Raw genomic sequence first — 24,631 nt, forward strand, 5'->3', positions numbered from 1 at the left:
ACGCAGGTTTTTTCCGTGTATACACCTCTACATCATACATGATGTATGCTACCGCGTTACGCTTTCGTACTGTTACAGTGCAGTTGCGCTTGTAACAGTGCGCGCGCTGTCGCAGGACGCGTGCGAATGCGTTCAAACCAGTTATACACCGCCGGGTAGGTATCAAGATCGATTCGCTGACGCTGATGTGCGTTAACCCACGGCCAACTGGCGATATCCGCAATACTGTAGTGGTCGCCGCCCAGCCACGGGGAGGTTTCCAGGCGTTTATTCAGGACGTTGTATAAGCGTTGCGTTTCAACCTGATAGCGTTCAATCGCATAGGGGATGGCCTGCGGCGCAAAATGGTTAAAGTGATGATTCTGGCCCAGCATCGGCCCTAACCCGCCGACCTGCCAGAACAGCCATTGCAGCGTGGTATGGCGTTCACGCAGCTCCCCGCTAAGCAGTTTGCCGCTTTTTTCCGCCAGGTAGAGAAGAATTTCGCCGGATTCAAAAAGACTAAGCGGTTGACCGCCGTCTGCCGGGGCGTGATCGACGATGGCAGGAATTTTATTATTGGGAGAGATAGCCAAAAAATCAGGGCGAAACTGATTGCCCTTGCTGATATCTACTTTTAGCAAACGATACGCCAGCTCCGCCTCTTCCAGAAACAGCGTTATTTTATGCCCGTTGGGCGTGGGGGCGTAGTAAAGGTCAATCATTTTGGCTCCTGCATATGCGTAAAGAGTCTGGGCTGAATTAAGTATAGAAAGCCTCCTGATGTGTGTGAGTTTTCATCAGGTGACAGCAGGCGAAAGACGCTATATTTTGGGAAGAAACTTAATACGCCCTCAAGAGGACATTATGAGTAAGCCTGTTATTGTGCTGTGGTCGGATGCGAACTTTTTCTCTCCCTACGTCTTGTCCGCTTGGGTGGCATTACAAGAAAAAGGGCTTTCCTTTACTCTGAAAACCCGCGATCTGGACCAGGGAGAACATCTGCAACCTGGCTGGCGGGGATATGCGCTGACGCAGCGCGTACCGGTGCTTGAGGCCGACAATTTTGAGTTGAGCGAGTCGTCCGCTATTGCGGAATACCTGGAGGAGCGTTTCGCGCCGCCGCAGTGGGAGCGTATCTACCCGCACGATTTACAAAAACGCGCCCGCGCGCGACAGATTCAGGCGTGGCTACGCAGCGATTTACTGCCGCTTCGCGAAGAACGGCCTACCGACGTGGTGTTTGCCGGGGCGAAAAAAGCGCCGTTAAGCGAGGCTGGAAAAGCCAGCGCGGCAAAACTGTTTGCGACGGCTGAAGCGCTATTGGGGCAGGGGACGCAAAATTTATTTGGTGAATGGTGCATTGCCGATACCGATCTGGCATTGATGATCAATCGTCTGGCGCTGCATGGCGATGACGTGCCGACATCGCTGGCGGCATATGCGACATTCCAGTGGCAGCGTGCTTCCGTACAGCGTTTTATTGCGCTTTCCTCGAAGCGTTCAGGCTGAAAATCTATTCATATTCCAGTATCATAACGCCGTTTTTCACAACGAGGAGTGAGCGATGAAACTGATGTTCGCATCGGACATTCATGGTTCTTTACCCGCCACGGAACGGGTGCTTGAGCGGTTCGCGCAAAGCGGCGCGCGTTGGCTGGTGATATTAGGCGATGTCCTTAACCACGGGCCGCGCAATGCGCTGCCTGAAGGCTATGCGCCCGCCCAGGTCGCCGAACGCCTGAACGCGGTGGCGACGCAAATCATTGCCGTGCGCGGCAACTGCGATAGCGAAGTGGATCAGATGCTGCTGCATTTCCCGATAACAGCGCCGTGGCAGCAAATATTGACGCAAGAGAGGCGGCTATTTTTAACGCATGGGCACCTCTTCGGGCCGACGAATCTGCCCGCTCTGCATACTGGCGATGTGTTGGTTTATGGTCATACGCATCTGCCGGTGGCGCAACAGCAGGAAGGACTGTATCACTTTAATCCTGGGTCAGTGAGCATCCCGAAAGGCGGGTATGCGGCAAGCTACGGTATTCTGGATGATAATGTGTTGAGCGTAATCGCACTCAATGATCAAAGTATCATTGCGCAGGTTGCAATTAACTCGTAATTTACCTCACAAACGTAAATGCGCCGTAAGAGCGCCAGAAATAAGAAGGTTTCCTGATGGTGGAACAGCGTCGTTTGGCAAGTACGGAATGGGTGGATATTGTGAATGAAGACAATGAAGTCATTGCACAGTCCAGCCGGGAACAGATGCGTGCGCAACGCTTACGGCATCGTGCGACGTATATCGTCGTTCATGATGGTATGGGTAAAATTCTGGTGCAGCGTCGTACCGAAACAAAAGATTTTTTGCCCGGTATGTTAGATGCTACCGCAGGCGGCGTGGTCCAGGCTGATGAGCAGCTACTGGAATCTGCCCGCCGCGAAGCGGAAGAAGAGTTGGGTATTGCAGGCGTGCCGTTTGCCGAACACGGTCTGTTTTACTTTGAAGACCAACATTGCCGGGTTTGGGGCGCTCTGTTTAGCTGCGTTTCCCACGGGCCTTTCGCGCTTCAGGAAGATGAAGTCAGCGAAGTGTGTTGGCTGACTCCGGAGGAGATCACCGCGCGCTGTGATGAGTTTACGCCGGACTCGCTCAAAGCGCTGGCGCTGTGGATGACCCGCAACGCCAAAAACGAAGCCGCGCTCCAGGAGAAACCGGAAGAGACGGAATAAGCGTTTTAGCAGCTTTCCCGCATACATAAACTGGAGGCGATGGATTTTCGATCGCTCCAGTTTCCCTGATTTAACCTTTCCAACAGCGCCCGTCCGGCTTCACTGCCAATCTTACGGTGCGGTACGGCCATTGTGGTTAACGGCGGCTGGCAGACCCGGCTGACATCGCTATCGCCAAACCCGACCACCGCTAAATCGTCCGGAACTTTGATCCGCCGTCGTTGGCACTCGTATAACGCGCCGCAGGCCAGCTCATCCGATACGCATACCAGCGCGTCCAGCTCCGGCCACGCCAGTAAAAACTCCGGCAGCTGCGACGCGCCGGTAGAAAAATTGGGCGGCAAGGCGGCATTAATCACCCGGTTTGGCGACATATGGTGGCGAAGCATCGCTTTGTACCAGCCGTGCAGATGTTGCTGAAAAATCCACTGTTCCTGATTGGCGCATAGCAGCCCGATATTCTGATAACCGCGCTGAATCAGCATTTCCGTCAGCTCATACATTGCCGCAACGTTATCAATACCGATATTCATATCAATAGGATCGCTGCGAATCGCGCCCATCTCCATCACCGGGATAGAGGCATTTTTCAGCCACTGGCGCACGGTAGTGCTATGTTCGACGCTAAGCAGAATCGCCGCGGCAATGTTGGAGGCCAGCAGCGTTTCGAGCAGCTTCTCCTCTTGTTCCACGCGATGTTGCGATTCCGCCAGCATAATCTGGTAGCCAGCGGGCTGTAAAATTTGTTGCAGCCCGGCGAACATTTCAGAACACCCCGCTTCCGCAAGGTTCGGTACGACCATCGCGATGGTGTGCGAGGAGGCAGACGCCAGCGCGCTGGCGGCGAGATTGGGCATATAGCCCAGCTCATGCACTGCCGCTTCGATTTTCTCCCGGAGTTTATCAGAGACCTGTTCCGGCGTGCGTAAGGCTCGTGATACGGTCATCGTGCCTACACCGGCAAGTTGGGCTACATCGGCGATAGTCACTTTACCGGTACTGCGCCGTTTACGGGGTATCGACATACAAATTCCTGCGTCATTACAACATGTTGAGATGCTTTTTTATTGTCGTTCTTTGCTTCGCATGACTGGCAGTATACGCCTTAAATCCGCTTTTTTGCTGTGATTTCACACCATGATTTTAATTTGATAGCGCTATCACAATTCTGAGTAATAGTCGCTGGTAGCGCTATCTTTGTGATAACGATCGCAGCTAATATCGAATGGCTTGAATAAAGTTTGTTCATAATTTCATACACCGTGGGGGCGAATAACATGCTGGGAACCTGGTTATCTGACGCAACCATCACGCTACAGGAGAGCGTGGAAACGTGGCCGCAGGCGCTGGAAATTTGCGGCAAACCCCTGCTGGACGCAGGTGTTATCGCACCGGAATACATTACGGCGATTGTTCAGCAGCACCAAAAGCTTGGGCCGTATTATGTATTAGCGCCAGGGTTAGCGATGCCGCATGCGAGGCCGGAAGAGGGGGCGAAAGGGTTAGGTTTATCGTTACTGAAACTACAGCGCGGCGTTTCATTTGGCGCAGACGAATTCGATCCGGTTGACATCATTATTATGCTGGCGGCGCCTGATAAGCACAGTCATATCGAAATGATATCGGCGCTGGCGGAATTATTTTCCAGTGATGTAGATATGGAAAAATTACATCAGGCAAAAAACCTGGAGGACATTAAAACGATTATTGACCGTTTCTGATTTTATTCCATTTTCTTGCGGTAAATAACATTACGCCCGTGCGTGATGCAGACCAACTCTACTTTTAAAAGGTGACAATAATGAAAATCATGGCAATTTGCGGTTCCGGCCTGGGTAGTAGTTTTATGGTAGAAATGAACATTAAAAAAGTATTAAAGAAACTCAATATTGACGCCGAGGTGGAACACTCCGATCTCTCATCGGCCACGCCCGGGGCTGCCGATCTTTTTGTAATGGCCAAAGATATCGCGGCCAGCGCCAGCGTACCGGAAAGCCAACTGGTGGTGATCAATAACATCATCGACATCAACGAACTGGAAACGCAGCTGCGCGCATGGTTCGCTAAACAATAATTATTGCTGGCGAGGTGGATATGTTTATCCTTGAAACGCTGAATTTTGTTGTTGATATTTTAAAAGTGCCCTCGGTGCTTGTGGGGTTAATTGCGCTGATTGGTCTGGTGGCGCAGAAAAAAGCGTTTTCCGATGTGGTAAAAGGCACGATTAAAACCATTTTAGGTTTTATTGTGCTTGGCGGTGGCGCAACCGTACTGGTGGGTTCATTAAACCCGCTAGGGGGTATGTTTGAACACGCTTTTAATATTCAGGGTATTATTCCTAATAATGAAGCGATAGTTTCAATCGCGCTGGAAAAATATGGCGCGTCCACGGCGTTAATTATGGCATTTGGTATGGTGGCCAATATTGTCGTGGCGCGCTTTACGCGTCTTAAATATATCTTTTTGACCGGGCATCACACCTTTTACATGGCCTGTATGATTGGCGTAATCCTGACCGTGGCGGGGTTTGAGGGCGTAGGGCTGGTCTTCACCGGATCGCTAATCCTGGGGCTGGTGATGGCCTTCTTCCCGGCGTTGGCCCAACGTTATATGAGGCGGATTACCGGTACCGATGACATTGCGTTTGGTCACTTCGGTACCCTGGGATATGTGCTTTCCGGCTGGATTGGCAGCCTGTGTGGTAAAGGCTCCCGCTCCACGGAAGAGATGAACCTGCCGAAAAATCTCAGTTTTTTACGCGACAGTTCTATCTCGATTTCGCTGACCATGATGATTATCTATCTGATCATGGCAGTCAGCGCAGGGCGTGAGTATGTCGAAGCGACGTTTAGCGGCGGGCAAAACTATCTGGTGTACGCCATCATCATGGCAATCACCTTCGCCGCCGGCGTGTTCATCATTCTGCAAGGCGTCCGTCTGATTCTGGCTGAAATTGTTCCGGCCTTTACCGGCTTTTCAGAAAAACTGGTGCCAAACGCGCGTCCGGCGCTGGACTGCCCGGTGGTGTATCCCTATGCCCCTAACGCGGTACTGATTGGCTTCCTGTTCAGTTTTCTCGGCGGGCTGGTGGGTCTGTTCCTGCTGGGACAGATGAAGCTTGTGTTAATCCTGCCAGGCGTTGTGCCGCACTTCTTTACCGGCGCGACCGCAGGCGTCTTTGGCAATGCCACCGGCGGTCGCCGCGGGGCGATGATCGGCGCATTTGCTAATGGTCTATTAATCACTTTCCTGCCAGTGCTGTTACTGCCGGTTCTCGGCGCGATCGGCTTCGCCAATACCACGTTCTCGGATGCTGACTTTGGCGTAATCGGTATTTTGCTGGGCAACCTGGCGCGTTATCTGTCGCCGATGGCTATCACGGGGCTGGTGGTGGCGCTATTCGCGCTACTGGTGGCGTACAACGTGTTGGCCAAAAACAAAAAAGCGAATGCCGAAGTGCAGGAAAATAGCGGAGCGAAAGAATGAACGTAACCGAAATCACCCAACTGGCGCGCGACATTCGCGTCGCCACGCTCAAATCCTTAAACCATCTTGGCTTTGGTCACTATGGCGGCAGCATGTCGGTAGTGGAAACTCTGGCGGTTCTGTACGGCGCGGTGATGAAAATCGACCCTGCCGACCCGGACTGGCCGGAGCGCGATTACTTCGTACTGTCGAAAGGCCATGCGGGCCCCGCGTTGTACAGTACCCTGGCGATTAAAGGCTATTTCCCGCTCGAAGAGCTGAATACGCTTAACCAGAACGGCACCCGTCTTCCCAGCCATCCGGATCGGCTAAAAACGCGCGGCGTGGACGCCACGACCGGCTCACTGGGACAGGGCATCTCTATTGCGGGCGGAATGGCGCTGTCGCATAAACTGGCGCGGCGACCCAACCGGGTATTTTGCATTGTCGGCGATGGCGAGCTCAATGAAGGGCAGTGCTGGGAGGCGTTTCAGTTTATTGCCCACCACCGCCTGAATAATCTGACCGTTTTCATTGACTGGAACAAACAGCAGCTTGACGGCGAGCTGGAGGAGATTATCAATCCATTCGATCTGGAAGGGAAATTCCGCGCGTTTGGTTTCGATGTCGTCACCGTCAAAGGCGATGATATCGCCGGACTACTGGCGGTGGTTCAGCCTGTGCCGCCCGCCGATGCCCGGCCACGGGTTGTGATCCTTGACAGCATTAAAGGGCAGGGGGTGCCATGCCTGGAGCAGTTAACGAATTCTCACCACTTACGCCTGACGGATGGCATGAAGCAGACGCTCAATGAGGCCATTCATCAACTGGAGGTCATGCATGATTAAGCTTGCGCCCGCAGGGCTTAAAGACGATATCGAAATGCGCAAAGTTTACGCCGGTTTTGTCGCCGGGCAGATTGAGGCCGGAAGCCCAATTATTGCGCTTGAGGCTGATTTAATGAGCTCAATGGCGATGGACAGCGTGGCGCGTGACTACCCGCAGCATGTCATTAACTGCGGTATTATGGAGGCGAATGTGATTGGCACGGCGGCGGGACTGGCGCTGACCGGTCGCAAACCGTTTGTGCATACCTTTACCGCTTTTGCCAGCCGTCGCTGTTTTGATCAGCTCTTCATGGCGCTGGATTATCAGCGTAACAACGTCAAAGTGATCGCCTCCGATGCCGGAGTGACAGCGTGCCATAACGGCGGCACCCATATGTCTTTTGAAGATATGGGGATTGTTCGCGGGCTGGCACACTCCGTAGTACTGGAGGTGACGGATGCGGTGATGTTCGCGGATATTTTACGCCAGCTAATGGACCTGGACGGTTTTTACTGGCTGCGTACCATCCGTAAGCAGGCGACGAGTATCTATGCGCCAGGCTCTACCTTTACCATTGGCAAGGGCAACGTACTGCGCGAGGGCGATGATATTACGCTTATCGCCAACGGCATTATGGTGGCGGAGGCGCTGGAGGCGGCGCGCCAACTGGAGCAGGAAGGCGTGAGCGCCGCAGTCATTGATATGTTCACCTTAAAGCCTATCGATCGCATGTTGGTGAAAAACTACGCGGAAAAAACGCGGCGTATCGTCACGTGTGAAAACCACAGCATCCATAATGGACTGGGGTCAGCGGTGGCGGAAGTGCTGGTGGAAAACTGCCCGGTGCCGATGCGCCGTGTTGGCGTCAAAGAGCGTTATGGGCAGGTAGGAACGCAGGATTTCTTACAACAAGAGTACGGACTCACCGCCGCAGCGATTGTAGAAGCCGCGAAATCACTGCTTTAATCATGGAGATATTGCCGGATGGCGCTGGTGCTCATCCGGCATTTTGGATCAATGATATCCCATCATCTGCGCGCCAATGACGACCACGCTGGACATAATAAACAATAGTCCCAGCAGCGACGCCCCCACTTTCAGCCAGTTGCGAAAATCGACCCGGCACACGCCCAGCGTGGCCATCAGCGAGGCCGATGTCGGATAGATAATATGGCTGAAGCCATCGCCAAACTGGAAGGCCAGAACAGTCACCTGACGGTTAACGCCGACCAGATCGCCGAGCGGCGCCAGTAATGGCATGGTTAACGCCGCCTGGCCCGAACCGGACGTGACAAAGAAATTAAATACCGCCTGGAAGAGCAGCATAAACCAGGCGGCGATAGCATTATTAAGCCCGCTGATGCCATGCGCGATACTGTTAAGCAACGTATTGAGCACGCTGGGTTCCCCGGCTTCGCCGTTGCCGACCAGCAGCAGAATGCCTTTGGCAAAACCCACCAGCAAGGCGGGCGCGATCATCATCCTCGCCCCTTCGGTGAATGAGGACGCCATCACGTTGACCGTCATACCGTTGAGGCGGAAGATAACGCCAATGAGGCCGATCACCACGCCCATGGTGAAAAACTGGCTGGCGATCTCCGGAATAAACCAGGCGTGGACAATCACGCCCCAGACGACCCAAATCATTACGCCGGTCAGGACCAGCAGTACCAGCCAGTCACCGAAGGTGAAAGGGCGCTGGACGACTTCATCCTGCTGTTCGCGGAAATAGCGATCGGATTCGTGGACGCGGGACAGCAGCGGATTCTTTTTCACGCGTGAGGCGTAGACCAGCGTAAAAACCAGCCCAATCAGCGTGGCGACAATCCAGACCACAATACGCAGTCCGGAGCCGGAAAGTACCGGCACGCCGGCAATCCCTTGGGCGACGACTACGCAAAAAGGGTTCATCCACGAACTGGCAAAGCCAATTTGGGTGGCGATATAGGTCACCAGGACGGTGGTAATGCTGTCATAGCCCAGCCTGACCATCAGCGGGGCTATGATAATTGCAAAGGCGACCGCCTCTTCGCCCATGCCAAATACGGCGCCCCCTAACGAAAAGAGGACAAATAGCACCGGAATAAACAGGACTTCGTTGCCCCGCGTGTGGCGAATAAGCGCCAGAATGCCGTTATCCACGGTGCCGGTACGCATCACGATGCCGAATGCGCCGCCAATCACCAACATAAACATAATGATGCCGACGGCAGTGCCGAATTTCGATCCGGATGTTAACCCTTCAAACGGAAAGTTCATCAGCCCTGGTCTTTCATCGCCAGTAGTGAAAAATTGTACGCGATGATACTGCGCTTCCCCGGCCTCATTGGTCACAATGCGAAAAGAGTGCGGGTCGACGACTTTGCGGGTTTTTGTCTGACCATCGACCTGATACTGCACTTCCTGGCTATCAAACATCCCAACGGGGACGACCCAGGTAGCGATACTGGTTAAAATGGCGACAAAAAAGATGATGACCAGCGTATCGGGCATTGCCCATTTTCTGGCTGTTTTTGATTCTGTAACGACAGACATGACAGACTATCCCTGTTGCAAAGCAAAGAGGCTAAGTATGAGAAGAAGGGAATAGTTATTCATTGATGCAGCGCAGTTAAGCAAAAAATTCCGCTTTGTAGGGTAAATAGCAGAATGCCGGATGGCGATGCTAACGCGTCTTGTCCGGCCTACAACGGTATCTCACCTGTAGGCCGGACAAGGCGTTCACGCCGCCATCCGGCATTAGCTTTTACTGTTACTGCTGCTGCTGAGAAGCCTGAATTGCCGTCAGGGCGATGGTGTAGACGATATCGTCAACCAGCGCGCCACGGGACAGGTCGTTCACCGGCTTGCGCATACCCTGCAGCATCGGCCCGATGGAGATCAGGTCGGCAGAACGCTGTACCGCTTTGTAGGTGGTGTTACCGGTGTTCAGATCCGGGAAAATGAACACGGTAGCGCGACCCGCAACCGGCGAGTTCGGCGCTTTGGATTTCGCTACGTCAGCCATGACCGCGGCGTCGTACTGCAACGGACCGTCGATCATCAGGTCAGGACGTTTTTCCTGCGCCAGACGCGTCGCTTCACGTACTTTCTCTACGTCGCTGCCCGCGCCAGAGGTGCCGGTGGAGTAGGAGAGCATTGCCACACGCGGTTCGATACCGAAGGCAATGGCGGAATCCGCAGACTGAATCGCGATTTCTGCCAGCTGCTCTGCAGTCGGGTCTGGGTTGATTGCGCAGTCGCCGTAAACGTAAACCTGTTCCGGCAGTAGCATAAAGAACACAGAAGAGACCAGGGAGCTACCCGGCGCCGTTTTAATAAGCTGCAGCGGCGGACGGATGGTGTTGGCGGTGGTATGAACCGCGCCGGAAACCAGGCCGTCGACTTCGTCTTGCTCCAGCATCAGCGTGCCGAGCACCACGTTGTCTTCCAGCTGTTCGCGGGCAACCGGTTCGGTCATGCCTTTGCTCTTACGCAGCTCAACCAGGCGAGCGACATAGCTTTCACGCACCACTTCCGGATCGACGATTTCAATACCTGCGCCCAGCTCAACGCCCTGAGATGCCGCGACGCGGTTGATTTCATCCGGGTTGCCCAGCAGTACGCAAGTGGCGATGCCGCGTTCAGCGCAGATTGCCGCCGCTTTGACGGTACGCGGTTCGTCGCCTTCCGGCAGCACTACGCGTTTACCGGCTTTACGCGCCAGCTCAGTCAGTTGGTAGCGGAACGCCGGCGGAGAGAGACGACGGCTACGCTCGGAAGTGGCGGTCAGCGACTCGATCCACTCAGCGTTAACGTAGTTCGCGACGTATTCCTGAACTTTCTCGATGCGCTCATGGTCATCAACCGGGACTTCCAGATTGAAGCTTTGCAGGCTCAGCGAAGTCTGCCAGGTGTTGGTGTTCACCATAAAGACCGGCAGACCGGTGGCGAATGCGCGTTCGCACAGTTTAGAAATGCGTGCGTCCATTTCATAGCCGCCGGTCAGCAGCAGGGCGCCGATTTCTACGCCGTTCATCGCGGCCAGGCAAGCTGCGACCAGTACGTCCGGACGGTCAGCGGAGGTCACTAACAACGATCCTGCGCGGAAATGTTCCAGCATATGCGGAATACTACGCGCGCAGAACGTAACGGATTTAACGCGGCGGGTTTTGATATCGCCTTCGTTAATGATGGTGGCGTTCAGGTGACGCGCCATATCGATAGCGCGGGTCGCAATCAGATCGAAGCTCCACGGCACCGCGCCCAGAACCGGCAGCGGGCTGGATTCCTGCAGTTTAGCAGGATCGATTTTGATCACCTGCGCTTTGGAAGAGTCGTCAAAGATCTCCGACAGATCCGGGCGAGTACGGCCTTGTTCATCAACCGGCGCATTCAGTTTGTTGATGATAACGCCGGTGATGTTGGTGTTTTTCGCGCCGCCGAAGCTGCTGCGCGTCAGTTCGATACGCTCGTTTAACTGTTCTGGCGTGTCGGTACCCTGAGACATGACAAAAACGATTTCCGCATTCAGCGTTTTCGCGATTTCATAGTTCAGAGACTGAGCGAACTGATGTTTACGGGTCGGAACCAGACCTTCAACCAGCACCACTTCCGCGTCTTTGGTATTCGCATGGTAGTTCGCGATGATCTCTTCCATCAGCACGTCTTTCTGGTTGCTGGAGAGCAGAGATTCAACGTGGCTCATCTTCAGCGGTTCAGCCGCCGGCAGGGTAGAGTTCGCGCGAACGATAGTAGTGGTCTGGTCAGGCGCATCGCCGCCAGCGCGAGGCTGGGCGATAGGCTTAAAGACGCTCAGACGAACGCCTTTGCGTTCCATAGCACGGATGACGCCGAGGCTGACGCTGGTCAGGCCGACGCTGGTTCCGGTAGGGATCAGCATAATAATACGGGACACGGTTTATCCTCTTTCGTTACCGTCTTTTGGGGACGGGTTACAAAACAGCACCGCCAGCGAGGCTGGCGGTGTGAAATCAGGCAGTCAGACGGCTCGCGTCCTGCGCGATAACCAGTTCTTCGTTGGTTGGGATCACCACCGCCGGACGGGTACCTTCTTTGTTGATGAAACCAGATTTGCCGAAGCGGGCCGCCAGGTTACGTTCGTGGTCGACTTCAAAGCCCAGCACGCCCAGTTTACCCAGAGACAGTTCGCGAACCATCGCGGCGTTTTCACCGATACCGCCGGTGAACACGACTGCATCCAGACGACCGTCCATCAGAGCGGTGTAAGAACCGATGTACTTCGCCAGGCGGTGGCAGTAAACGTCCATCGCACGTTTTGCGTCTTCTTTGGTGGCGTAGTTGTCTTCAACATAACGGCAGTCGCTGGTCACTTCAGTCAGACCCAGCAGACCGGACTCTTTGGTCAGCATTTTGTTGATCTGATCCACGCTCATGCCCAGAGTGTCGTGCAGGTGGAAGATAATCGCAGGGTCGATATCGCCGGAACGGGTACCCATGACCAGGCCTTCCAGCGGGGTCAGACCCATAGAGGTATCCACGCATTTACCGTTACGGATAGCGGAAACAGAACCGCCGTTGCCCAGGTGGCAGGTGATAATGTTCAGTTCTTCTACCGGCTTGTTCAGCATTTTTGCCGCTTCCTGAGTTACATAGAAGTGGCTGGTGCCGTGTGCGCCATAGCGACGAACGCCGTGTTCTTTATACAGGCTGTACGGCAGGGCATACAGGTAAGATTCTTCCGGCATGGTCTGATGGAAGGCGGTGTCGAATACTGCAACGTTTTTATCTTTCAGCTGCGGGAAAGATTTCAGCGCTTCGGCGATACCAATCAGGTGAGCCGGGTTATGCAGCGGTGCGAAAGAGGCGGAATCTTTGATGCCCTGAATGACGGACTCATCAATGACTACGGAGCTGGTATACTTCTCGCCGCCGTGTACGATACGGTGACCAATTGCAGTTAACTGCGCAGACAGTTCTGGTTTTTGTGCCAGAATAGTGTTAACGATAAAGTTCAGCGCTTCACTGTGAGCGGCGCCTGCACCTAAAGCCGCTTCTTGTTTACTGCCGTCCATTTTCCATTTGATGCGTGCTTCTGGCAGATGGAAACATTCGGCTAAACCAGAAAGGTATTCATCACCATTAACTGCATCAATAATTGCAAATTTCAGTGAAGAACTACCGCAGTTCAGAACCAGTACTAACTTACTCGACATGGAAGTACCTATTTATGATACGTGGCTAAAAAAACGTCAGTGAGCCATAGAGCGTAGCGCATGATAGCCCTGACATTTATGATTAACATCATGCGCAGGAGTTTTTTTGGGCATGATGGAAGAAATACCTTTGAGTCTATGCCATTTTGCGTATTTTTCAGCCAATGGCATACTATGTGTAATATTGACGACTCAATGATTTTAAACTACCGGCCTTTGACAGGCCGACACAGGATACCTGATAGTGGGTATCGAAGACAAAATGTTTTGAACGTTGTCCCTCGCAGTTGTTGTTTTGCACAAATTTTTTAAATTTTATATGTGAAGTTGAGGTAGGCCATGTCGACACCGGATAATCGCTCCGTAAATTTTTTTAGCTTATTTCGCCGGGGGCAGCACTACGCGAAGACGTGGCCGATGGAAAAGCGGCTGGCGCCCGTTTTCGTCGAAAACCGCGTCATTCGTATGACGCGCTATGCCATACGATTTATGCCGCCTGTCGCCGTCTTTACATTATGCTGGCAGATAGCGCTGGGCGGTCAGTTAGGTCCGGCCGTGGCGACCGCCCTGTTCGCCCTGAGCTTGCCTATGCAGGGATTATGGTGGTTAGGGAAACGTTCTGTGACGCCATTGCCGCCTTCAATCCTTAACTGGTTTTACGAAGTTCGCGGTAAATTGCAGGAGGCTGGACAAGCGCTGGCGCCGGTAGAAGGAAAGCCGGATTACCAGGCATTAGCTGACACGCTTAAGCGCGCCTTCAAACAACTGGATAAAACTTTCCTGGATGATTTGTAATTGACCCCGGATTACGCATATAAAAGAAGGCATACCAATGCCTTCTTTTTTTCATCGCTATAGCGTGATACAGGAGTTCAAAATGGAAATGACCAACGCGCAACGTCTGATTTTGTCTAACCAGTACAAAATGATGACGATGCTCGATCCCACCAACGCCGAGCGTTACCGTCGCTTACAAACAATTATTGAACGCGGCTACGGCCTGCAGATGCGCGAGCTGGATCGCGAGTTTGGCGAGCTGACGGAAGAGACCTGTCGTACCATCATCGATATTATGGAGATGTACCATGCGCTGCACGTCTCCTGGACCAACCTCAAAGATACGCAAGCCATCGACGAACGTCGCGTCACCTTCCTGGGGTTTGACGCCGCGACGGAAGCGCGTTACCTCGGCTATGTCCGTTTTATGGTGAATATAGAAGGACGCTACACTCACTTTGACGCCGGGACGCACGGCTTTAATGCCCAGACGCCGATGTGGGAAAAATACCAGCGGATGTTGAATGTCTGGCATGCCTGCCCGCGTCAGTACCACCTGAGCGCGAATGAAATCAATCAAATCATTAATGCCTGAGGAGGCTCGCGTGCAGTGTAAAGGTTTTCTGTTTGATCTGGATGGAACGTTGGTTGACTCATTACCTGCCGTCGAACGCGCGTGGTGTAGCTGGGCCGATCGTTTTAACCTTGCTCATGATGAGGTGCTGGGCTTTATTCATGGCAAACAGGCGATCACCTCGTTGCGGCATTTTATGGCGGGTAAATCGGAGGCGGAAATTGCCGCTGAGTTTACGCGCCTGGAGCAAATAGAAGCCACTGAAACCGCAGGGATCACCGCGTTGCCGGGGGCAGTCGATTTACTCAATCACCTGAATAAAGCGGGCATTCCGTGGGCTATCGTCACCTCCGGTTCAATGCCGGTCGCGCGTGCGCGCCATCAGGTCGCGGGCCTTCCAGCGCCAGAGGTGTTTGTCACCGCCGAACGAGTCAAACGCGGCAAACCGGAGCCGGATGCGTATTTGCTGGGCGCACAACTGCTTGGCCTGGCCCCTCAGGAGTGCGTCGTAGTAGAAGATGCCCCGGCTGGCGTGCTGTCCGGGCTGGCTGCGGGCTGCCACGTCATTGCGGTCAATGCGCCGGCCGACACGCCGCGTCTGGCGGATGTTGATTTTGCGTTGGATAGCCTGACGCAATTATCGGTCGCTAAACAACCAAACGGCGATGTGGTGGTGTTAAGAAAGACCTGATCATGATATCGCCCCGCTTTGGCGGGGCATATTTATGGCAGAATCGCGTTATCTTCTCATCTGACAAGGATATGTTGTGAACGGTGAATTGATTTGGGTTCTCTCTTTACTGGCGATTGCCGTCGTGTTGTTTGCGACGGGCAAAGTACGTATGGATGCGGTGGCTTTATTCGTCATTGTTGCTTTTGTCCTTAGCGGTACCTTGACCCTTCCGGAAGCCTTCTCCGGCTTTAGCGATCCGAATGTCATTCTTATCGCCGCCTTATTTATTATTGGCGATGGCCTCGTACGCACCGGCGTTGCGACGGTGGTCGGTACCTGGCTGGTTAAAATGGCGGGCAGCAGTGAAATCAAAATGCTGGTTTTACTGATGATCACCGTCGCCGGACTTGGCGCTTTCATGAGTTCAACCGGCGTGGTGGCGATCTTTATCCCCGTTGTTCTTAGCGTTTCTATGCATATGCAGACCTCGCCTTCGCGCCTGATGATGCCGCTGAGTTTTGCCGGGCTTATCAGCGGAATGATGACGCTGGTGGCGACGCCGCCGAACCTGGTGGTTAACAGTGAACTGCTGCGTGAAGGCCTGCACGGGTTCAACTTTTTTAGCGTGACGCCGCTGGGGATAGTGGTGTTGGCGCTCGGCATTGTTTATATGCTGGTGATGCGCTTCATGCTAAAAGGCGATGCGCCCGGACAACAGGCCGGTAAGCGTCGCACTTTCCGCGATCTTATCCGCGAGTACCGTCTGACAGGGCGCGCTCGTCGTCTGGCGATTCGCCCCGGTTCGCCGATGGTGGGGCAGCGGCTGGATGACCTTAAACTGCGCGAACGTTACGGCGCCAATGTCATCGGCGTTGAACGCTGGCGGCGCTTTCGGCGGGTTATCGTCAATGTGAACGGCGTATCGGAGTTTCGCGCTCGCGACGTTCTGCTGATTGATATGTCGGCGGCGGAGGTTGACCTCAGAGAGTTCTGCGCCGAGCAACTGCTGGAACCGATGGTATTGCGTGGAGAATATTTTTCCGATCAGGCGTTGGATGTCGGGATGGCGGAAATTTCGCTTATTCCGGAGTCTGAACTGATTGGCAAGTCGGTGCGTGAAATCGCTTTCCGTACACGTTACGGGCTGAATGTGGTCGGCCTGAAACGCGACGGCGTCGCGCTGGAAGGGTCGCTGGCCGATGAGCCGTTATTGATGGGCGATATCATTCTGGTCGTGGGGAACTGGAAGTTAATCAGCCTGCTGGGGCAAAAAGGCCGCGACTTTGTGGTGCTGAATATGCCGGTCGAGGTCAGCGAAGCCTCTCCTGCGCACAGCCAGGCGCCGCACGCCATTTTCTGCCTGGTACTGATGGTGGCGCTGATGTTGACCGATGAAATTCCCAACCCGATCGCGGCGATTATCGCCTGCCTGCTGATGGGAAAATTTCGCTGTATTGATGCTGAAAGCGCATATAAAGCGATCCACTGGCCGAGTATTATCTTGATTGTGGGTATGATGCCGTTTGCGCAGGCGTTGCAAAAAACCGGCGGCGTCTCTCTGGTCGTGCAAGGGTTAATGAATATCGGCGGCGGCTATGGGCCATATATGATGCTGGGATGCCTGTTCGTGCTGTGTGCCGTCATAGGACTGTTCATTTCTAACACGGCAACGGCGGTGCTGATGGCGCCGATTGCGCTGGCGGCGGCGAAATCGATGGGGGTGTCGCCCTATCCGTTTGCGATGGCGGTGGCGATGGCGGCATCCGCCGCCTTTATGACGCCGGTTTCATCGCCGGTCAATACTCTGGTTCTGGGGCCGGGAAACTATAGCTTTAGCGATTTTGTGAAGCTTGGCGTGCCGTTCACGCTTATTGTGATGGCGGTTTGTATTGTGATGATTCCGATGTTGTTTCCGTTTTAACCCCAGGCAGGAAAAGGCCTGATGGCGCTGCGCTTATCAGGCCTACGGGAAGAACGGTAGGCCGGATAAGGCGTTAGCCGCCATCCGGCAACTAAAGCGGTGAATCCTGGCTTATCTCGTCAAGAGAAAGATGGAAACTTGGTACGAACACCGCCATAAAATAGTCCATCTCCTGGCTGCGACGTAATTCCAGCGTTTTTTCCAGCCGCGTTTTTGCCAGTCCAAACTCATTGTTTCCCGCCGAGAGCTCTTCCAGGCATTTCAGGTAGGCGCAAAGCGCATCGGCCTGTTTTACGATTGCCTGTTCTTCTTCGCTCCAGGCATTCTCATCAATAAGCGGTGCGAAAATATCGCGTAATTCATCCGGCGCCATATCAACCAGCTTTTGCTGGGCGATTTTTTCGATCGCTTTATATTCCTGGGCTATCTGGGAATTAAAATATTTTACCGGCGTCGGCAGATCGCCGGTCAGTACTTCCGAGGCATCATGATACATCGCCAGAAGCGCGATGCGTTCAGCATTGAGCTGACCGCCAAATTTACGGTTTTTTATCGCCGCCAACGCATGGGCGACCATCGCCACCTGCAGACTATGTTCGGAGACGTTTTCCGTACGCACGTTACGCATCAGCGGCCAGCGGTTAATCAACTTCATGCGGGAGAGATGGGCGAAAAAATGGCTCTGCTTCATAGATTACCTTTTGTTTTCACTGCGGCAGACTTCATTGTGCGGGGAGGGAGATGAAGATGCAATTCAGGCTACCGAAGTAGCCTGAATTTAAGATTATTGATGGTAACCTGAGAGGAAACGCCCAAAACGGTTGATGGCCATCTCCAGGTCATCTTCACGCGGTAGCGTCACAATGCGGAAGTGATCCGGCCACGGCCAGTTAAAGGCGGTACCTTGCACCAGCAGCACCTTTTCCTGTAGCAGGAAGTCCAGCACCATCTTCTGGTCGTCGTGAATATTAAAACGTTTAGCGTCGATCCTGGGGAACATGTACAACGCGCCGCGCGGTTTTACGCAGGAAACGCCGGGGATATCGTTAATCAACTCCCAGGCGCGGTTACGCTGTTCATACAGTCGACCGCCCGGCAGAATAAATTCGCTAATGCTTTGATAGCCGCCGAGCGCGGTCTGAATAGCATGTTGCGCCGGGACGTTGGCGCACAGGCGCATTGAGGCTAACATCTCCAGCCCTTCAATATAGCCCTTCGCATGTTTTTTCGGCCCGTTCAGCACCATCCAGCCCTGGCGGAAGCCGGCGACGCGATAGGTTTTAGACAACCCATTAAAGGTGATGGTCAGCAGATCAGGTGCCAGTGCGGCGATAGAGTGATGCTCGGCATCGTCATAGAGAATCTTGTCATAAATTTCATCGGCGAAGATGATGAGATTATGCTCGCGCGCAATGTTGACAATTTCCATCAACAATTCTTTAGAATAGACGGCGCCAGTAGGGTTGTTTGGATTAATAATGACAATACCACGCGTACGTGGGGTGATTTTGGCGCGGATATCGTCAAGGTCCGGGAACCAGTCGGAAGATTCATCGCAAAGATAATGTACCGCCTTGCCGCTGGAGAGCGATACCGCCGCTGTCCATAACGGATAATCGGGCGCGGGAACCAGCATTTCATCGCCACTGTTAAGCAACGCCTGCATCGCCTGAACGATCAGCTCGGAAACGCCGTTACCGATATAGATATCTTCCACGGTTACATCGCGCATTCCACGGGCCTGATAATGCTGCATAATCGCTTTACGGGCAGAATAAAGCCCTTTCGAGTCGCAATATCCTTGCGCCGTCGGCAAATTACGAATGACATCGACCAGAATTTCGTCCGGCGCTTCGAATCCGAAGGGGGCGGGGTTGCCGATATTCAGTTTAAGAACTTTATTACCTTCTTCCTCAAGGCGTTTCGCTTCTTTCAGAACGGGGCCACGAATGTCATAACAGACATTTTCGAGTTTGCTGGATTTTTCAATGGGGGACATGAATCTTGACCTTTTAGCTGTTATTGCCACTCCCTGCCGTGGAAGTCAGCACGAAACAATGTACTCCCACGACGGTGAGTTTTGAAGAGTGAACAGAAGAAGATTTTGTTTATTTTTAACGCGCTTTCGTGCTGTTTAAAACTTCATAAAATCATTTGCTTAGATGTATTTTCTATTTTTGTTTGTATGTATAGTGTTTTATTCTATATGATTGCGCGTAATGTGGTTTTTTATGTTGTCAGAAATTATCTGTTTTATGAGAGATAAGCATTCATCATTAGTGTCGCGCTGGCTATTTCGGAAATACTGAGTATTAAAGGTAAAATGAGAAGGTTAGACCTTTCCGGCGGCGGGGGGTGTGAAACTATTGTTAAGTATAATTAATGAATGGTAGAAATCTTAATTAATTATTATTTAATATTTAAAAAGCATTTACTAAAGTCGTAATAATATCTTTCTGGTCCGATTAGTATAACATATCCAAGGTTAAGATTATTCGTAATAATACTTATAAATATAGCGGTTTTAGGTTAAGATAATGATCCGAAACGGGGGCGTAGTCTGCGTTGTCTGCTAATTATCATGACGCGATTTTATACATAACCTATTGTTCAATATATTGTTTTTGTATCTGTGCGTCTCGGTAAACTATTTGACGCTGTTACAAGATTTACACGTCCATCATTAGCAGAAATCTGTAGACGCCTAAAGGTATGACACATTCTCTTTGATATATCCCGATCAGTTGCATTTGGTATTATATCAGTAAGTAAGAGAAGTGTTTTGGTCGTATTTTCAATTACATTCTAACATTTACCTGGGTAACCAGGCGGTACTGCGAAGGATGCACATTACAAATGGAATTGCTTGTTTCTGAATGCACAGCATTAACCAGGTCAGCCCGATATGACCCGCCAGTAAGTGAAAAATTATGATAAATGCAAATCGTCCGATAATTAACCTCGATCTCGATCTGCTGAGAACGTTCGTGGCCGTTGCCGATCTGAACACCTTCGCCGCGGCGGCGGCGGCGGTATGTCGTACTCAGTCTGCGGTCAGTCAGCAAATGCAGCGTCTTGAGCAACTCGTGGGAAAGGAATTGTTCGCCCGCCATGGCCGTAACAAACTTTTGACCGAACACGGTATCCAGCTTCTGGGGTACGCCAGAAAAATCCTGCGTTTTAATGATGAGGCGTGTTCATCATTAATGTTCAGTAATCTTCAGGGAGTGTTAACAATCGGCGCTTCTGATGAATCAGCTGATACTATCCTGCCTTTTTTGCTTAGCCGAATCAGCTCGGTTTATCCGAAACTCGCGCTTGATGTACGGGTAAAACGCAACGCCTATATGGTGGACATGGTTAAATCGCAGGAAGTAGATTTGGTGGTGACGACTAACCAACCTCATTCGCTGGACTGTCTGAATTTGCGGACCTCGCCCACCCATTGGTATTGTGCGGCTGAGTATGTTTTGCAAAGGGGAGAGCCCGTACCATTAGTCCTGCTGGACGATCCCAGCCCATTCCGCGATATGGTGCTGGAGACGCTAAATGCAGCGGGTATTCCCTGGCGGCTGGCCTATGTGGCGTCTACATTACCGGCGGTACGCGCGGCCGTTAAAGCCGGTCTTGGCGTAACGGCTCGACCTGTCGAAATGATGAGTCCCGACCTTCGCGTGCTGGGCGCCGCAGACGGATTACCGCCTTTGCCGGATACGGAATATCTGTTGTGCCGCGATCCCAATAGCCAGAACGAGCTGGCGATGGTGATTTTCCATGCGATGGAAAGTTATCAAAACCCATGGCATTACAACCAGTTTTCTGCAGAGGGCGGAGATGATCCGCTGATGGTGGAAGGGGGTTTTGAGTAGCTCGCAGGCAAAAGGCGCTAAGTCGTAAATGTAAAAAAGAGCCGCTGGCGATGAAAAAACGCTCAGTGGCTCTTTTTTTGTGCCCATCTGTACGCGCTTAACCGCACAAATTGTAAAAGTTGCGGTAAATCAGCCAGTAGCGATTCGCAGTTCAATGTGGGTAAAAAATAACCAGAACATCCATTTTATGAATTTGCATGTTAAAAAACTAGAGAAATTGTTGCTGTTTTAGGGGGTGAATTAACAAAAGCGTGTCACAGATCAAGAAAATACTCCCATTTAGGGGGAGGCATCTTCACAAATTCCTGTCAAAATAGGTGTGTGTTATTTCTTTTGCTTCACAACGGACACGATTCAACAACATAAAATCCCCCCTGGCCGAAGAGTCATTTTCTCCAGGATGGCACTTAATGTTAATGGTGATGAATTGATGTAAATTAATGTGAAGGAACTTTTGTTAAAGTTGACAAAAGGTTATAGAAAGGAGTAAAAAACCACATCAATTAGCTGTTTTTATCATTTTCTACAGTAATTGTAGGGTTTTTTTTATTCCTCCCCATGAATCGATGTGGCGCCCATCTGCCGTAAAGAGCAGAGAAACTGGCGCTACTTTTGATGAGTAAGCAATGAGTATGTCAACATCCACTGAAGTCATCGCTCATCACTGGGCATTCGCTATCTTTCTTATCGTTGCCATTGGCCTGTGCTGCCTGATGCTGGTAGGCGGTTGGTTTTTGGGCGGTCGCGCACGCGCGAGGCACAAGAACGTTCCGTTTGAATCAGGTATCGACTCGGTCGGCACCGCCCGCTTACGCCTGTCTGCCAAGTTTTACCTGGTAGCCATGTTCTTCGTTATCTTCGACGTTGAAGCGCTGTATCTGTTCGCATGGTCAACTTCTATCCGCGAAAGCGGCTGGGTTGGCTTTGTGGAAGCTGCAATTTTTATTTTTGTGTTACTGGCTGGTCTGGTTTATCTGGCGCGTATTGGCGCGTTGGACTGGACGCCCGCGCGTTCACGCCGCGAGCGTATGAACCCGGAAACGAACAGTATCGCTAATCGTCAACGCTAACCGCGAGGCATTAAGATGGATTATACGCTCACCCGCATAGATCCTAACGGTGAGAATGACCGTTACCCCCTGCAAAAACAGGAGATCGTAACCGACCCCCTGGAGCAGGAAGTTAACAAAAACGTGTTCATGGGCAAACTGCATGACATGGTTAACTGGGGCCGTAAAAACTCAATTTGGCCCTACAATTTCGGCCTTTCTTGCTGCTATGTAGAGATGGTGACCTCTTTTACCGCAGTGCATGACGTTGCCCGTTTTGGCGCGGAAGTGCTGCGTGCGTCGCCACGTCAGGCTGACCTGATGGTGGTGGCCGGTACCTGCTTTACCAAAATGGCCCCGGTTATTCAGCGTCTGTATGACCAAATGCTGGAGCCAAAATGGGTCATTTCTATGGGCGCCTGCGCCAACTCCGGCGGCATGTACGATATTTATTCGGTAGTGCAGGGCGTTGATAAGTTCATCCCGGTGGATGTGTATATCCCTGGCTGTCCGCCGCGTCCGGAAGCGTATATGCAGGCGTTGATGCTGCTGCAAGAATCGATTGGCAAAGAGCGCCGTCCGCTCTCATGGGTGGTGGGCGATCAGGGCGTGTATCGCGCCAATATGCAGCCAGAACGCGAACGTAAACGCGGCGAGCGTATTGCCGTCACGAACCTGCGTACCCCGGACGAGATTTAATTTGCGCCTGTCGGCAGCAGCACTTCACTTCGCTAACCACTATTTTAATAGCGCGAAGCACTGCCGACCACCACGGACCATTTGCAATGGTGAACAATATGACCGACTTAACCGCGCAAGACGCTGCATGGAGTACCCGCGATCATCTTGATGATCCGGTTATCGGCGAACTGCGCAACCGTTTTGGGCCGGATGCCTTTACCGTTCAGGCGACCCGCACCGGTATCCCCGTTGTTTGGGTCAAGCGTGAACAACTACTGGAGGTTGGCGATTTCTTAAAGAAACTGCCGAAACCTTACGTCATGCTGTTTGACTTACACGGCATGGATGAACGCCTGCGTACGCACCGTGACGGGTTACCCGCCGCGGATTTTTCCGTTTTCTACCACCTGATTTCCATTGAGCGTAATCGCGATATCATGCTCAAGGTGGCGTTGTCTGAAAACGACCTGCGCGTGCCGACCTTCACTAAACTTTTCCCTAACGCCAACTGGTACGAGCGTGAGACCTGGGAGATGTTTGGTATTGATATCGAAGGCCACCCGCACCTGACGCGCATCATGATGCCGCAAACCTGGGAAGGCCATCCGCTGCGTAAAGATTATCCGGCGCGCGCGACCGAATTCGACCCGTTTGAGCTGACCAAAGCCAAGCAGGATCTGGAAATGGAAGCGCTGACCTTTAAGCCGGAAGACTGGGGGATGAAGCGCGGGACTGACAACGAGGACTTTATGTTCCTCAACCTCGGCCCGAACCACCCGTCTGCGCACGGTGCGTTTCGTATTATCCTGCAACTTGACGGTGAAGAAATCGTCGACTGCGTGCCGGATATCGGCTATCACCACCGCGGCGCCGAAAAAATGGGCGAGCGCCAGTCCTGGCATAGCTACATTCCCTATACCGACCGTATCGAATACCTCGGTGGATGCGTCAATGAAATGCCGTACGTGCTGGCGGTAGAAAAGTTGGCAGGGATCACCGTCCCGGATCGTGTGAACGTCATCCGCGTGATGCTCTCCGAACTGTTCCGCATTAACAGTCATCTGCTGTACATCTCGACCTTTATTCAGGACGTCGGCGCGATGACGCCGGTCTTCTTTGCCTTTACCGACCGGCAGAAAATTTATGACCTGGTGGAAGCCATTACCGGTTTCCGTATGCACCCGGCCTGGTTCCGTATCGGCGGCGTCGCGCACGACTTGCCGCGCGGTTGGGATCGTCTGCTGCGAGAGTTCCTTGAGTGGATGCCGAAGCGTCTGGATTCTTACGAGAAAGCCGCGCTGCGTAACACCATTCTGAAAGGGCGTTCGCAGGGCGTTGCCGCTTACGGCGCGAAAGAGGCGCTGGAGTGGGGCACCACCGGCGCAGGGCTGCGCGCGACCGGGATCGACTTCGACGTACGTAAATGGCGTCCATACTCTGGCTACGAAAACTTTGACTTTGAAGTGCCGGTGGGCGGTGGCGTTTCCGACTGCTATACCCGCGTGATGCTGAAAGTGGAAGAGCTGCGCCAGAGTCTGCGCATTCTTCAGCAGTGCCTCGATAACATGCCGGAAGGCCCGTTCAAAGCGGATCACCCGCTGACCACGCCGCCGCCGAAAGAGCGCACGCTGCAACATATCGAAACCCTGATCACCCACTTCCTGCAGGTCTCCTGGGGCCCGGTGATGCCGGCGCAGGAGTCCTTCCAGATGGTGGAAGCGACGAAGGGGATTAACAGTTACTACCTGACCAGCGACGGCAGCACTATGAGCTACCGTACCCGCGTGCGCACGCCGAGCTTTGCGCACCTGCAGCAGATTCCCTCGGCGATCCGCGGTAGCCTGGTCTCCGACCTGATTGTCTATCTGGGTAGTATCGATTTTGTTATGTCAGATGTGGACCGCTAATT

24 protein-coding genes are annotated in these 24,631 nt (G+C 52.7%); 17 read left to right on the plus strand and 7 right to left on the minus strand.

Annotation, left to right across the window (positions count from 1 at the left end; translation table 11 throughout):
- Window positions 1-56 precede the first annotated feature (56 nt).
- On the minus strand, window positions 57-704 hold the full coding sequence (yfcG, locus tag ACH0WD_RS13990) for a GSH-dependent disulfide bond oxidoreductase (protein WP_000566563.1): 648 nt from the start codon (window positions 702-704) through the stop codon (window positions 57-59).
- A gap of 142 nt (window positions 705-846) precedes the next feature.
- Between yfcG and yfcF the strand changes: the two genes are divergently transcribed.
- Genes yfcF through yfcD form a run of 3 tightly spaced genes read left to right on the plus strand, consistent with a single transcriptional unit; the run spans window position 847 to window position 2,709 of the window.
- Window positions 847-1,491 (plus strand): glutathione transferase, encoded by a 645-nt coding sequence (gene yfcF / locus ACH0WD_RS13995; RefSeq protein WP_000043012.1) that lies wholly within the window; start codon window positions 847-849, stop codon window positions 1,489-1,491.
- 55 nt (window positions 1,492-1,546) lie between these two features.
- Entirely contained in the window at window positions 1,547-2,098 is a 552-nt protein-coding gene (gene yfcE / locus ACH0WD_RS14000) for a phosphodiesterase (RefSeq protein ID WP_000772458.1), read from the plus strand.
- A 56-nt stretch (window positions 2,099-2,154) separates the two neighbouring features.
- A complete protein-coding gene (gene yfcD, locus ACH0WD_RS14005) occupies window positions 2,155-2,709 on the plus strand; it encodes an NUDIX hydrolase YfcD (RefSeq protein ID WP_000230215.1) in 555 nt (184 codons plus the stop codon).
- A gap of 5 nt (window positions 2,710-2,714) precedes the next feature.
- Here yfcD and ACH0WD_RS14010 read toward each other — a convergent pair whose 3' ends face one another.
- Window positions 2,715-3,734 (minus strand): LacI family DNA-binding transcriptional regulator, encoded by a 1,020-nt coding sequence (locus ACH0WD_RS14010; protein ID WP_000026949.1) that lies wholly within the window; start codon window positions 3,732-3,734, stop codon window positions 2,715-2,717.
- 252 nt (window positions 3,735-3,986) lie between these two features.
- Here ACH0WD_RS14010 and ACH0WD_RS14015 point away from each other — a divergent pair, with 252 nt between their 5' ends.
- From ACH0WD_RS14015 to ACH0WD_RS14035, 5 genes are all read left to right on the plus strand, one after another.
- On the plus strand, window positions 3,987-4,430 hold the full coding sequence (locus ACH0WD_RS14015) for a PTS sugar transporter subunit IIA (protein ID WP_000901810.1): 444 nt from the start codon (window positions 3,987-3,989) through the stop codon (window positions 4,428-4,430).
- Window positions 4,431-4,510: 80 nt separating this feature from the next.
- Window positions 4,511-4,783, plus strand: coding sequence for a PTS sugar transporter subunit IIB (locus ACH0WD_RS14020; protein WP_000699818.1), 273 nt, complete (start codon window positions 4,511-4,513; stop codon window positions 4,781-4,783).
- A 20-nt stretch (window positions 4,784-4,803) separates the two neighbouring features.
- Window positions 4,804-6,195, plus strand: a complete 1,392-nt coding sequence (locus ACH0WD_RS14025) for a PTS ascorbate transporter subunit IIC (RefSeq protein ID WP_001518515.1) — start codon at window positions 4,804-4,806, stop codon at window positions 6,193-6,195.
- Window positions 6,192-7,022 (plus strand): transketolase, encoded by an 831-nt coding sequence (locus ACH0WD_RS14030; protein WP_001103257.1) that lies wholly within the window; start codon window positions 6,192-6,194, stop codon window positions 7,020-7,022. The genes ACH0WD_RS14025 and ACH0WD_RS14030 overlap by 4 nt, the downstream gene beginning before the upstream one ends.
- On the plus strand, window positions 7,015-7,968 hold the full coding sequence (locus ACH0WD_RS14035; protein ID WP_000593034.1) for a transketolase family protein: 954 nt from the start codon (window positions 7,015-7,017) through the stop codon (window positions 7,966-7,968). Before ACH0WD_RS14030 ends, ACH0WD_RS14035 begins: the two co-directional genes overlap by 8 nt.
- Before the next feature lie 48 nt (window positions 7,969-8,016).
- On the opposite strand, the gene yfcC is transcribed toward ACH0WD_RS14035, so the two are convergent.
- The 3 genes from yfcC to ackA all read right to left on the minus strand — a co-directional run bounded on the left by yfcC (window position 8,017) and on the right by ackA (window position 13,178).
- Window positions 8,017-9,537, minus strand: a complete 1,521-nt coding sequence (gene yfcC, locus ACH0WD_RS14040) for a putative basic amino acid antiporter YfcC (RefSeq protein WP_000117932.1) — start codon at window positions 9,535-9,537, stop codon at window positions 8,017-8,019.
- A 217-nt stretch (window positions 9,538-9,754) separates the two neighbouring features.
- Complete coding sequence (gene pta / locus ACH0WD_RS14045; RefSeq protein WP_000086692.1) at window positions 9,755-11,899, minus strand: phosphate acetyltransferase; 2,145 nt, start codon at window positions 11,897-11,899, stop codon at window positions 9,755-9,757.
- A gap of 76 nt (window positions 11,900-11,975) precedes the next feature.
- Complete coding sequence (gene ackA, locus ACH0WD_RS14050) at window positions 11,976-13,178, minus strand: acetate kinase (protein WP_000095689.1); 1,203 nt, start codon at window positions 13,176-13,178, stop codon at window positions 11,976-11,978.
- Window positions 13,179-13,517: 339 nt separating this feature from the next.
- Here ackA and yfbV point away from each other — a divergent pair, with 339 nt between their 5' ends.
- The 4 genes from yfbV (at window position 13,518) to ACH0WD_RS14070 (ending at window position 17,123) form a co-directional block, all read left to right on the plus strand.
- Window positions 13,518-13,973, plus strand: a complete 456-nt coding sequence (gene yfbV, locus ACH0WD_RS14055; protein ID WP_000106617.1) for a terminus macrodomain insulation protein YfbV — start codon at window positions 13,518-13,520, stop codon at window positions 13,971-13,973.
- An 82-nt stretch (window positions 13,974-14,055) separates the two neighbouring features.
- Window positions 14,056-14,550, plus strand: coding sequence for a YfbU family protein (locus ACH0WD_RS14060; protein WP_000426135.1), 495 nt, complete (start codon window positions 14,056-14,058; stop codon window positions 14,548-14,550).
- Window positions 14,543-15,220: a sugar phosphatase gene (locus ACH0WD_RS14065; protein ID WP_001555201.1), complete on the plus strand. Its 678-nt coding sequence runs from the start codon at window positions 14,543-14,545 to the stop codon at window positions 15,218-15,220. Before ACH0WD_RS14060 ends, ACH0WD_RS14065 begins: the two co-directional genes overlap by 8 nt.
- Window positions 15,221-15,296: 76 nt before the next feature.
- Window positions 15,297-17,123, plus strand: coding sequence for an SLC13 family permease (locus ACH0WD_RS14070; RefSeq protein ID WP_001012857.1), 1,827 nt, complete (start codon window positions 15,297-15,299; stop codon window positions 17,121-17,123).
- Between the two features lie 91 nt (window positions 17,124-17,214).
- Here ACH0WD_RS14070 and yfbR read toward each other — a convergent pair whose 3' ends face one another.
- Complete coding sequence (gene yfbR, locus ACH0WD_RS14075) at window positions 17,215-17,814, minus strand: 5'-deoxynucleotidase (protein WP_000813882.1); 600 nt, start codon at window positions 17,812-17,814, stop codon at window positions 17,215-17,217.
- Between the two features lie 93 nt (window positions 17,815-17,907).
- Window positions 17,908-19,122, minus strand: a complete 1,215-nt coding sequence (gene alaA / locus ACH0WD_RS14080; RefSeq protein ID WP_000074540.1) for an alanine transaminase AlaA — start codon at window positions 19,120-19,122, stop codon at window positions 17,908-17,910.
- 931 nt (window positions 19,123-20,053) lie between these two features.
- On the opposite strand from alaA, the gene lrhA reads away from it, so the two are divergent.
- The 5 genes from lrhA (at window position 20,054) to nuoC (ending at window position 24,629) form a co-directional block, all read left to right on the plus strand.
- A complete protein-coding gene (gene lrhA, locus ACH0WD_RS14085; RefSeq protein ID WP_000606288.1) occupies window positions 20,054-20,992 on the plus strand; it encodes a transcriptional regulator LrhA in 939 nt (312 codons plus the stop codon).
- A 79-nt stretch (window positions 20,993-21,071) separates the two neighbouring features.
- Entirely contained in the window at window positions 21,072-21,224 is a 153-nt protein-coding gene (locus ACH0WD_RS14090; RefSeq protein ID WP_001121022.1) for a hypothetical protein, read from the plus strand.
- A gap of 394 nt (window positions 21,225-21,618) precedes the next feature.
- Window positions 21,619-22,062 carry an NADH-quinone oxidoreductase subunit NuoA gene (gene nuoA, locus ACH0WD_RS14095; RefSeq protein ID WP_000062993.1) on the plus strand — a complete coding sequence of 148 codons (444 nt, stop codon included), beginning with the start codon at window positions 21,619-21,621 and terminating at the stop codon, window positions 22,060-22,062.
- Between the two features lie 15 nt (window positions 22,063-22,077).
- Complete coding sequence (nuoB, locus tag ACH0WD_RS14100) at window positions 22,078-22,740, plus strand: NADH-quinone oxidoreductase subunit NuoB (RefSeq protein WP_000386728.1); 663 nt, start codon at window positions 22,078-22,080, stop codon at window positions 22,738-22,740.
- Window positions 22,741-22,826: 86 nt separating this feature from the next.
- Window positions 22,827-24,629 carry an NADH-quinone oxidoreductase subunit C/D gene (gene nuoC, locus ACH0WD_RS14105; RefSeq protein WP_000247855.1) on the plus strand — a complete coding sequence of 601 codons (1,803 nt, stop codon included), beginning with the start codon at window positions 22,827-22,829 and terminating at the stop codon, window positions 24,627-24,629.
- Window positions 24,630-24,631: the final 2 nt, after the last annotated feature.

Source organism: Salmonella sp. 2020_1395 (assembly GCF_043848115.1).
In the GTDB taxonomy this organism is placed as follows: domain Bacteria; phylum Pseudomonadota; class Gammaproteobacteria; order Enterobacterales; family Enterobacteriaceae; genus Salmonella; species Salmonella enterica.